Below are 10,535 nucleotides of genomic sequence, written 5' to 3' on the forward strand. Positions count from 1 at the left end.
CCACCCTTTCCAACATTTCCGTGTCCCGCGATCTGCTCGCCGTACAGAAGCTCGGCGTGCAGCGCGTGGTGCTCCCCCGCGAGCTTTCCATCGACGAAATCCGCCAGATGGACGAAGCCGCTCCCGAAGGCATGGACTTTGAAATGTTCGTGCACGGAGCTCTGTGCTGGTGCGTTTCGGGCCGGTGCTACTGGTCCAGCTACCTCGGAGGCAAAAGCAGTCTGCGCGGCCGCTGCGTGCAGCCCTGCCGCAGAATCTACAAGCAGAAGGGACGTGAAGGCCGCTTCTTCTCCTGTCAGGATCTTTCCATCGACGTTCTGGTCAAGACTCTGGCCGAGATTCCCCACGTCCGCAGCCTCAAGATAGAAGGTCGCAAAAAAGGACCGCACTACGTCTATCATGTAGTGACGGCCTATCGCATGCTGCTCGACGCTCTGGGAACGCCCGACTGGCCCGCCGCCAAAAAGGATGCCGAGGCTCTGCTCGACATGGCTCTGGGGCGTCCCGTCACCCGCGCACGCTTTCTGCCTCAGAAGGACACGCATGTCTCAACGCCTGATGAACCGACGAGCTCCGGTCTGCTCGTGGGCAAGATTCAGTTTGAAAAGAAAAACGGCGCCCCTTCCTGGCCCTTCATCAAACCGAGAATAGAGCTGCTGCCCAAGGATCTTCTGCGCATAGGCTACGAAGACGAGCCCTGGCATGATACCGTTCCGGTCACAAGACGCACGCCCAAGGCAGGCACCTGCACGCTGCGCCTTGCCAAGCACAAGATGCCCAAGGCCGGAGTGCCCGTGTTTCTCATCGACCGCCGGGAGCCTGAGCTCATCCACATTCTTCACGACTGGGAAAAGAAGCTGGAAAAGTGCCGCACGGTGGAGAGCCCGCTTGTGGAATGGACGCCGCATCTGCCCAAACCCGTACGCGCCCGCCGTCAGCAGGACTACCTTGTGCGTTCGAGCCTTCCCCAGGGTCGCGAGACCCGCGGTTCCCGTTCCGTAATGACGGGTCTGTGGATGTCGGCCAATTCCGTCCGCGCGGTGTCCCGCACGGTCATGCCCCGCATTTCCTGGTGGCTTCCTCCGGTCATATGGCCGGATGAAGAGGCTCTCTGGCAGAGGCTGGTCATTGAGGCCCTGCGCGGCGGTTCCCGGCACTTTGTCTGCAACTCTCCGTGGCAGGTCGGTCTCTTTCCCATGGATGATGAAAAACGTCGTCCCCATCTCATCGCCGGCCCGTTCTGCAACATTTCCAATCCGGCGGCCGTGGCACTGCTTGCCAGCATGGGCTTTGAAGGCGCCTTCGTAAGCCCTGAGATGTCCGGGGAAGATTATCTTGCCCTGCCCCGTCAGTGCTGTCTGCCGCTCGGCATGGTGCTTTCCGGTTACTGGCCCGTAGGCATCTCCCGCCACGGCATGAATCAGGTCAAGGCCAATGAGGCGTTCTTCAGCCCCAAGGGAGAAGCCTTCTGGGCGCGCAACTACGGTCACAACCTGTGGATATATCCTGCATGGCCCATGGATCTTTCCGCGCACAGACAGGAACTTGAGGCCGCAGGCTATGCCTTCTTCGCCAAGCTGGAGGAGAACCTTCCTCCGAACCTTCCTCCGATGCGCCGCACCAGCGACTTCAACTGGAACGGCTCGCTTCTTTAAGCCGCAACGTACGGGGAGTCCGCTCCCCGTACCTTTTTTCTGCGAACGGACAAGAACATGCTGGACACTATCACGGCAGGCCTCGCACCTTCATGCCCGACCCTGCTTCTCGACAACGGCAGTCAGTTCACGACAGCGGTTCTGGCACTGCCGGACACGGATTTTTCCCGCTGGCCCAAGACCGAGCTTTCCCCGGACTCTCCCGTGGAAGAGGCTCGAAGCTTTTTGAATCGCTCAGGCTTCCCTGCTCCGGGGCTCACGCTGGTTTCGGGCATGAGGGATGACGCTCCCGGAAACTCCCGAGTCGAACGCCGTGCCGCGCGCATTCTTCGATGGAAAGAGTTTCTGCACGAAACGGAAGGAAGACCGGAATGCTTTCTTCAGCAGGAACTTCACGGGTGGGAAGCCGATACCCTGCTTTTCCAGGCAAAGGAAGCCTTCGGTCCCTCTCTCGGGACGGACAGCGGCATGGCCGCCGCTCTTGCGGCCCTGAGCATCACGCCGCTGAGAGAACGGTCCTGGAGTGAAGGAGTCACGGCCATCTGGGCGGGCCATCGTCATGTGCAGGCGTTCATGATCTATCAGGAAAAAGTGCTGGGGCTCTATGAACAGCACAGCGACATCGCCCAAGAGGAACTTTTAAAGGATCTTGATGAAATGCGCCTCAACTGGCTGCCCGACGAACAGGTCCGGGCCAGAGGCGGACACGGCTGCATCTGCGGCGACTTTCCCGCCGAAGCGGAGGGATTCCGTCCCACGTGGATTCTGGGCCCCCTCCGAGAAAAGATGAAGGGCTGCGGCAGACTTGCATCCGTGTGCGGCGACGACCGTTTTGACCGGATTTCCGGTCTCCTTTACGGTTTAATTCTCAGGAAAAGCTCATGAGCGTTTTCTTCACCGCGCTTTTTCTGCTTGCTCTCGGCGTCTGCGTTCTGCTCAATCTGGTCACCCTGCCCGGAAACTGGGCCATGGTCGCCCTGGTGACGGCATGGGCGCTGCTTGTGCCAGGCAACAGTCTGAACACGCTTTTCTTCATCATGTTCATCGGCCTTGCCGTCGCCGGCGAAATCGTGGAATTCGGCGCACAGATATGGGGGGCAAAAAAATACGGCTCTTCCAAAATTTCCACGTGGGCAGGCATTCTGGGAGCCATAATCGGCGCCGTATTCGGAGCGCCCTTCATGTTCGGCGTCGGTGCGGTGTTCGGCGCGCTGTTCGGCGCCTGGGCGGGATGCTTTCTGGCCGAGCTGCTCATACGCCGCCAGCCTTCCGCCGTGGCCTTCCGCGCAGCACAGGGGGCCTTCGTGGGACGCTTTCTCGGTATGGTCGTCAAATTCGGCCTCGGCATGGCCATGCTTGCCCTTACAGCCTCCAATCTCTGGCCCGACACTCTTTAAAAGACTGGAATCCGTTTCAGGGGCCGGACGGCCCAGAAGTCATTTGACCGTCTTCGGACGAATGATCCCTGTCCGGCAGTTTCTTTTCACCTTTTATTTCTCACGGCGCGGCGGCTCTCCTTCACTGAACGGCCAGCGCCCGGCATCGTCATGAAAAACGCTTCCGAAATCGCCGCCATGATGCGGAATCTTCGTCTGGTACTGGTTCGAACCAACTTTCCCGAAAACATCGGCATGGCCGCCCGCGCCTCTGCAAACTTCGGTCACGCCCCTCTGTATCTGGCCGAACCGAGACGCTGGAACTACGAAAAGGCTCTTCCCACGGCCACAAGTCAGGGTCGCCCCCTGCTCGACTCCATCACCGTCACAAGCTCGGTAAGGGAAGCCGTCGCTCCGTGCACGCTCGTCATCGGCACCACGGCCCGCACGGGCGGAGCAAGACAGCAGCTCATCACGCCGCGGCAGGCTGCAGCGGAAGTGGCCGAGCGCCTGGCTATGGGCGAAGAGGTCGCCATCATGTTCGGACCTGAGGACCGAGGACTCAGCAACGAAGACCTGGAAAACTGCGGCAGGCTCGTCACCATTCCCACGGCGCCGGACGCCTCTTCCCTGAACCTCGCGCAGGCCGTGCTGCTCATGATCTACGAATGCTATCTGGCCCTTCCCGACACCGCAAGAATCGACGCTCACCCAAACCTTTCCAGACGCGTCACGGCCGAAGAAAGAGATTTCCTCTTTCATACGCTCAAAAACACGCTCATGGACATCGGTACCATTCCACGGGACAATCCCGAACACTTTTTCCTGCCTCTGGCAAGATTCTTCGACCGGGCCGATCTGCGCAGACACGAAATGGACATCTTCATGGGCATATGCCGTCAGATGGAACATCTTGCGCACACAAACAGGGAATCGAAATCCTGAGCCGCCTGCCGGTTCTGCTTCCGGGCCATTTCCGCCTTTCCGCGGAAATGGCTCCCTTCTTTTTCAGGCCTCTGCAATCTTTTGAAACAAAACTTCCCCCCGTCATTTCTTGACAGCAAAAATTTTCTCTTCGTATAGCTGATAAAGTAATCCCTGCAACATACGTCAGGAGCTCCCATGTCCATTCGATTTTTCCTGTGCCTTCTTTGTGTCGTGCTGATTCCAGGCTGTTCCGGCGACTCCGAAAAAACACAGCCTCGAGCCGTTCGCACGGCGCTGGTCTCTCTTGCCGTCTCCGGGACAAGAGCCGTCCCCTATATGCTGGATGCCGTCGGCACCGTGGAACCCTCGGCCACGGTGAACATCGTCTCGCGCACAAGCGGGGAGCTTCAGCAGGTGCTCATCCATGACGGCGAACTGGTAAAGAAGGGACAGCTTCTGTTCGTCATTGAAAAGGAGCCCTATGAAATAGCGCTTCATCAGGCACAGGCAAGACTTGAAAGCGACAAGGCCAAGCTTGCCAAGGCTCAGGATGACTACTCCCGCGCTCTTAAAATGAAAAAAGGCGGTTTTTCCAGCGCTGCGGAAACCGACGCCGCCCGCGTGACCATGGTCAGCGCTCAGGCCGACGTCAGGGAAGACGCCGCCGCTCTGGAAAAGGCAGAGCTCGATCTTTCCTACTGCGAAATCCGGGCGCCCATGGACGGCCGATCGGACGACGTGCGCGTGGACAAGGGCAACGTCATCACGGCGCAGACGCTTCTTGTGGTCGTCGACGCCTTCCAGCCTGCGGACATCACCTTCAACGTTCCTGAAAAGCATCTTCCTCTGATTCGTCGCAACGTCCGGGAAACGGGACTCAAAGTTTCCGCCACCTCCAAAGAAGGAAAGCCGCTCACCGGCGACGTCATTTTCGTGGGCAATGTGGACCCCGACACGGGAACCGTTCCGCTCAAGGCGCGATTTCTCAATGAGGGAACGGAACTGTGGCCCGGAGAATTTCTTCGCGTGAGCCTGCAGCTCGACATGAGAAAGAACGCCGTCACCGTGCCCAGCCGTGCGGTGCTGCTCGGTCCGGACGGTCCGTTCGTCTATGTGGTGGGCGAGGACAGACTGGCCAAAGTGCGTCTCGTGAGCACCGATGTGGAAAACGACGGCGTCACCGTCATATCCAAAGGCCTTTCCAGCGGAGAACAGGTCGTGCTTGAAGGCCATGTCCGCCTGAAGGACGGCATGCCCGTAAGACTTCAGGAAGACAGAAAAATCACCGCCGCAGATGGAGCGCAGCAATGAACATTTCCACCACGTTCATCAAGCGTCCCGTCGCAACCACCCTTCTTATGATGGGCATTCTCGTCTTCGGCTGGATGAGCTATCTGCGCCTTCCGCTGAGCGAAAATCCCAACATCGACTATCCTGTCATCATCGTTTCCGCCACCCTGAGCGGCGCTTCCCCGGAAACCATGGCCACGTCCGTGGCAAAACCGCTGGAAAAGCAGCTCTCCACCATCGCCAGCATCAAGAACATGACCTCCACCAACAAGCTCGGCCGCACCATGGTTCGTGTGGAATTTGAGCTTGACCGGGACATTGACGGCGCGGCTCTCGACGTGCAGTCGGCCATATCCATCGCCTATTCCCGCATGCCGGACACCATGACGCAGATGCCCCGCTTCATGAAGCTGGATCCCGACTCACTGCCCGTCATTCAGATTGCCCTCACGTCCAACACGCTCACAAGGCAGCAGCTGACGGACTATGCGGAAAACTATGTGTCCCAGCGGCTTTCCATGGTGGCCGGCGTGTCGAAGTCCGACGTGCGGGGAGCCAAGCGCTATGCGGTGCGCGTCAATCTCCGTCCTGATCTCATGCAGGCTCGCGACGTAAGCGCCGAAGAAATCCGCAACGGCATCGACGCCGCCAACGTCACCCTTCCCACCGGCAAACTGGAAGGTGCGGACCGCATACGCAACATCAAGGACAACGGCTCGCTCGTGAAGGCCGAGGATTTTGCAAAAATCGTGGTGGCCTGGCGCAACGGCGCTCCCGTGCGACTGAGCGACGTCGCCGACGTGGAAGAAGGCGTGGAAGAAACCAATCAGGCCAGCTTCATCAGCGGCGATCCCGGCGTCATCGTGCAGGTGACCAAGCAGCCGGGCGGCAACACCGTACAGATAGTGAGCGACATTCTCGACCTGCTCGCAGACATTGAAAACACGCTTCCGCCTTCCATCAATATGGACGTTGTGGAAGACACTTCCATTCCCATCAGAGAATCCGTGGAAGAAGTGGAGTTCACGCTTCTTCTCACCATCCTGCTGGTGGTGCTCGTCATCTATGCCTTTCTGCGCGACGGCATGGCCACCATCATTCCCAGCCTGGCGCTGCCGCTTTCCGTGGTGGCCACTTTTCCGCTCATGTTCTCCGCCGGATTCAGCCTCGACAACATGTCTCTCATGGCGCTCATTCTGGTGGTGGGCTTCGTGGTGGACGACGCCATCGTCATGCTGGAAAACATCATTCGGCACAGGGAAATGGGGAAGTCTCCCTTCAACGCCGCCATGGACGGCGCCGGGGAAATAGGCTTCACCATTCTTTCCATGACCATCTCTCTCGGTGCTGTGTTCATTCCCCTGCTGTTCCTGCCCGGGACGGCAGGCCGCATGTTCTTTGAATTCGCGGCCGTCATCATCATCGCCATTTCCATTTCCTTCTTCATCTCCATCAGCCTCACGCCCATGATGAGCGCGCTTTTTCTCACGGATCAGTCCGTGCACCTCAAGCACACGGGGCTGAAGGCTGCCATGGAACGCGGCTTCGTCGCGCTGCTTTCTCTGTACTCCCGCAGCCTTCACTGCGTGATGCGTCACCGATTTCTCACCTTCGTAAGCTCGCTTCTCCTCATTGCGGCTACATGGTGGCTCTCCACGCTGGTGCCTACGGGATACTTTCCTGCCATCGACGGCGGCCGCATACGCGTCTTTGCCCGGGCCGAAGAATCCATTTCCTTTGAAGCTCTGACCCGTGCCGTGGAGGAGCTTCATCCCGTCATCTCCGCCGATCCCGCCGTTCGAAGCTTCACCACCACCATAGGCGGCGGAACGAGGGCCGACACCAACACCGCCAACATCATGATACGTCTGAAGCCCATCGCCGAACGAGACAACATCAACGTGGTCATTGACCGGCTCAGAAAGGCTCTCGACACCAACCCAACGCTCATGGTCTCGCTGCGCAACGCCAACATGCAGGGCGCAGGCGGCAGTTCCACCGGCATCTATACCTATACCCTCGTAGGCAGCAACACCGCAGAACTCTATGCCGCCGCCCGCGACGTGGAAGAAGCCCTTCATCACGTGAAGAGCGTGCGCGACATCGGTTCAGATCTTCAGCTCATGAATCCGTCCATCCGTCTCATCGTGGACAGAGACAAGGCAACCATGCTGGGAATCACGCTCTCGCAGATAGAAAACTCCCTCTACTCCGCCTTCGGTACCCGGGAAGTCTCCACCATTTACACGGACGTCAGCGACTACACCGTAAAAATGGAAGTCTCCCCTGAGCTTCAGGACAGCGCGAGCATTCTGGAAAGTATCTATCTGCGCTCCGGAAAAGGAAAGCTGGTTCCTCTGGAAACGCTCGTCACACGACAGTTCGAGGCCGGTCCCCTGTCGGTGAACCACAGAGGCCAGTTCCCCGCCGTGAGCATCTCCTTCAACGTGGCCAGCGGCTATGCCATGGGCGAAGCCATGGCCGACGTGGAAAACGCCGCACGCGACCTCCTGCCCGCTTCGGTGACCGGAAGCCTTACCGGCACCGCCCAGGACTTTCAGGATTCCGTGCACGACATGATTCTCATCATCGTCGTGGCGCTGCTGCTCATCTACATCGTGCTCGGCATTCTGTACGAAAGCTTCATTCATCCCATCACTATTCTTTCCGGTCTGCCGTCCGCAGCCTTCGGAGCTCTGTTCAGCCTCTGGCTTTTCGACTCGGAACTGAACATGACCGCCTTCGTGGGCATCATCATGCTCATAGGCATCGTGAAAAAGAATGCCATCATGGTCCTGGACTTTGCCCTGGCCGCCGAACGCAGCGGCAGTCTGGAAACGGAAGATGCCATCATTCAGGGTTGTCTCATCCGTTTCCGCCCCATTCTCATGACCACCCTTGCCGCCGTCATGGGAGCGCTGCCCTTGGCCTTCGGCATCGGAGCCACAGGCGCGGAAGCCCGTCAGCCCATAGGCATATGCGTGTCCGGCGGCCTCATCTTCTCCCAGCTCGTCACGCTCTACATCACGCCGGTGTACTATGTGTATCTTGACAACTTCGGCAAATGGGTAGGCAGACATATGCGCCGCATCTTCCGCAAAAGCCTTGCCGAGTCCGCGCCGGAGACCTCACATTGAAAAGGCCTTGCGCTTCCCTGAAAATTCGGAGACAACAGTTCACCAGATAACAACAGTGCCTTCCGACCATGCCGCCATGTCCCGGAAATGAGGCAGACACGCCTCCCAAGGAAATTTTCATGCTGAACGAATACGAAAAACGTTTTCTCTCCTCGGAAGTCCCTTCCCGTCCCGCCGACAAGGCCCGCTTTCATGTCATTCCCGTGCCCTATGAAGCCACAGTGAGCTACGCGGGCGGAACGGCGCGTGGCCCCGAGGCCATTCTCGACGCCTCCGACCAGCTTGAGCTTTGCGACGGCATCAGCTTTCCCGGCGAAGGAGGCATCTTCACGCAGCCGCCCGTAGACTGCTCCGGCACCCCGGAAGAAGTCATGGAACGCATACGGCAGGCCGTGCTTGCCGCGCTCGACGCCGAAGCCATGCCCGTAGTGCTCGGCGGCGAGCACTCCCTCACATATGGAGAAATGGTGGCGCTCAAGGAGCGCTTCGGCACGTTCGGCGTCATACAGTTTGATGCCCATGCCGATCTGCGCGACCGTTATGAGGGCAGCAAATGGAGCCACGCCAGCGTGATGCGCCGCGCCGTCAAGGACCTCGGTCTGCCCCTCGTTCAACTCGGCAACCGCATCTTCTGCCGGGAGGAGCTTGAAGCCCGAAAGGAACATGGCGTCACAAGCTGGGATGCGCCGTATCTGTGCCGTAACGGCATACCGGACGACCTCATTCCCGAAGATTTTCCGAAAAATATTTTCATCACCTTCGACGTGGACGGCCTCGATCCTTCCATCATGCCGGAAACAGGAACCCCCGTTCCCGGCGGTCTCGGATGGTATCAGGCCCTTGAACTGGCCTCACGGGCCGTACAGAATCGCAGGCTCCTGGGCTTCGACATCGTCGAACTTGCGCCGCGTGAAGGTCATATCGTGTCGGACTTCACCGCCGCAAGTCTGACCTATGCTCTCATGGGCATTGCGGAACGCAACGGAGACGTGAAGTGACGCAGCGGCCCTGATCGACGGAAGACAGGCGGAGGAGACCTTCCCCCGCCTGTCTCGTTTAAGCGCAAAAGCAAAACGAACGCAAAATTCTCCTGTTCTTTCCTGAACCCAAGACACGCTCTTCGCGATCAGCTCGGACCTCCTCGCAGGGATTCGCATTCCGAACTGCTCGTTTCCTCTATTAAAGGAAATAAAAGACGCGCGGCCTTCCCCAAGCGTAAGGAAAACGTCAGCAGGCACATGCCCTCCCCGGCCATGCATCCGCTTCCCCTCGCAGCTTCCCGTTCAGGAAAATCGGAATTTCCGCCGTGCGCCGCAGGAAGCCCTTCCGGCAGCCCCTAACGTACAGGCCGGGCGATCATGAAACGAACGACTCCACCACTGCGTGTTCATGTTCTTCGAAGTGCCCGCTCAAGGCATTCGCCCGCCCTGTACGGAAAGACATCCTTCCATCTTCAGGCAAGATAGTGATCCAGATTGGACTCCATTTCCTTCAGCGTCTGCATGCATTCCTCCCTCCGCTCTTCGGAGACGGAAGAAAAAAGCTTCCGTTCCAGAATGGCATATACTGCCCGGAACTGTTCCAGAACCTCACTGCCCGAAGGCGTGAGCCCGACAAGATAGCTTCGCCCGTCGCCGGGATTGGGCTTCTTGAACACGTATCCTCCATGCTCCAGACAGTCCGTTGCCTTGGTGATGGACGATTTCGGTCTTTTCAGAGCCACGACAAGTTCCGTCACCGGCTGAGGCATGCCGGCCTGACTCAGATATTCCAGCACCGCACCGTGGGAGGGTACCAGATCGTCCACTCCGCGCTTCAAAAGTTCATTTTGGATGATTCGATGCGCCCGGACCAGAATCCGGTTGAACCTGTCCACGCAGTCGCTGTATTCCATGCTTCCCCCTTGCGCGGGACTTCCCGCGGTAATTTCCCGCCATGAGCGGGCACTCTCCATCTTCGCCCATTTCCCCGGCACCGGTAAATGATAATTTCTTTTTCTGCCCCGCTCCTCGGATTACCCATCTTTACGGAAGATGAGTTTTTTGATATCTTGATAAAGGGAAAACGGTTGATTGTTTAATCAAACAGTATTAGTTTTCTTCCGTTCGGCCGCAGGGAGGCCGTCAAGCGCACTCCCGCCATCCTGTTGC

General features: G+C 58.5%; 8 protein-coding genes. 7 read left to right on the forward strand and 1 reads right to left on the reverse strand.

Going from position 1 to position 10,535, the window contains the following annotated elements:
* From QZZ60_RS08225 to speB, 7 genes are all read left to right on the forward strand, one after another.
* Nucleotides 1–1,655: peptidase U32 family protein (locus QZZ60_RS08225; RefSeq protein ID WP_295640393.1), on the forward strand; the 1,655-nt coding region annotated here is incomplete at its 5' end.
* 57 nt (nt 1,656–1,712) lie between these two features.
* Complete coding sequence (locus tag QZZ60_RS08230; RefSeq protein ID WP_295640394.1) at nt 1,713–2,540, forward strand: DUF1786 family protein; 828 nt, start codon at nt 1,713–1,715, stop codon at nt 2,538–2,540.
* Entirely contained in the window at nt 2,537–3,052 is a 516-nt protein-coding gene (locus tag QZZ60_RS08235; protein ID WP_295640396.1) for a DUF456 domain-containing protein, read from the forward strand. Before QZZ60_RS08230 ends, QZZ60_RS08235 begins: the two co-directional genes overlap by 4 nt.
* A 150-nt stretch (nt 3,053–3,202) precedes the next feature.
* Nucleotides 3,203–3,976, forward strand: coding sequence for an RNA methyltransferase (locus tag QZZ60_RS08240; protein ID WP_295640398.1), 774 nt, complete (start codon nt 3,203–3,205; stop codon nt 3,974–3,976).
* Nucleotides 3,977–4,153: 177 nt separating this feature from the next.
* Nucleotides 4,154–5,269 (forward strand): efflux RND transporter periplasmic adaptor subunit, encoded by a 1,116-nt coding sequence (locus QZZ60_RS08245; protein ID WP_295640400.1) that lies wholly within the window; start codon nt 4,154–4,156, stop codon nt 5,267–5,269.
* Nucleotides 5,266–8,385, forward strand: coding sequence for an efflux RND transporter permease subunit (locus QZZ60_RS08250; RefSeq protein WP_295640402.1), 3,120 nt, complete (start codon nt 5,266–5,268; stop codon nt 8,383–8,385). Before QZZ60_RS08245 ends, QZZ60_RS08250 begins: the two co-directional genes overlap by 4 nt.
* A 119-nt stretch (nt 8,386–8,504) precedes the next feature.
* Nucleotides 8,505–9,383: an agmatinase gene (speB, locus tag QZZ60_RS08255; protein ID WP_295640404.1), complete on the forward strand. Its 879-nt coding sequence runs from the start codon at nt 8,505–8,507 to the stop codon at nt 9,381–9,383.
* A 455-nt stretch (nt 9,384–9,838) separates the two neighbouring features.
* Here speB and QZZ60_RS08260 read toward each other — a convergent pair whose 3' ends face one another.
* Complete coding sequence (locus QZZ60_RS08260; protein ID WP_295640406.1) at nt 9,839–10,279, reverse strand: MarR family winged helix-turn-helix transcriptional regulator; 441 nt, start codon at nt 10,277–10,279, stop codon at nt 9,839–9,841.
* Between the last annotated feature and the right edge of the window lie 256 nt (nt 10,280–10,535).

Source organism: uncultured Mailhella sp., from assembly GCF_905187505.1.
In the GTDB taxonomy this organism is placed as follows: Bacteria; Desulfobacterota; Desulfovibrionia; order Desulfovibrionales; family Desulfovibrionaceae; genus Mailhella.

Excerpts from the sequence above, each read along its gene's own strand:
- QZZ60_RS08250 (WP_295640402.1), top strand. The coding sequence starts at position 5,266 with ATGAACATTTCCACCACGTTCATCAAGCGTCCCGTCGCAACCACCCTT.
- QZZ60_RS08230 (WP_295640394.1), top strand. The coding sequence starts at position 1,713 with ATGCTGGACACTATCACGGCAGGCCTCGCACCTTCATGCCCGACCCTG.
- speB (WP_295640404.1), top strand. The coding sequence starts at position 8,505 with ATGCTGAACGAATACGAAAAACGTTTTCTCTCCTCGGAAGTCCCTTCC.
- QZZ60_RS08240 (WP_295640398.1), top strand. The coding sequence starts at position 3,203 with ATGAAAAACGCTTCCGAAATCGCCGCCATGATGCGGAATCTTCGTCTG.
- QZZ60_RS08260 (WP_295640406.1), bottom strand. The coding sequence starts at position 10,279 with ATGGAATACAGCGACTGCGTGGACAGGTTCAACCGGATTCTGGTCCGG.
- QZZ60_RS08235 (WP_295640396.1), top strand. The coding sequence starts at position 2,537 with ATGAGCGTTTTCTTCACCGCGCTTTTTCTGCTTGCTCTCGGCGTCTGC.
- QZZ60_RS08245 (WP_295640400.1), top strand. The coding sequence starts at position 4,154 with ATGTCCATTCGATTTTTCCTGTGCCTTCTTTGTGTCGTGCTGATTCCA.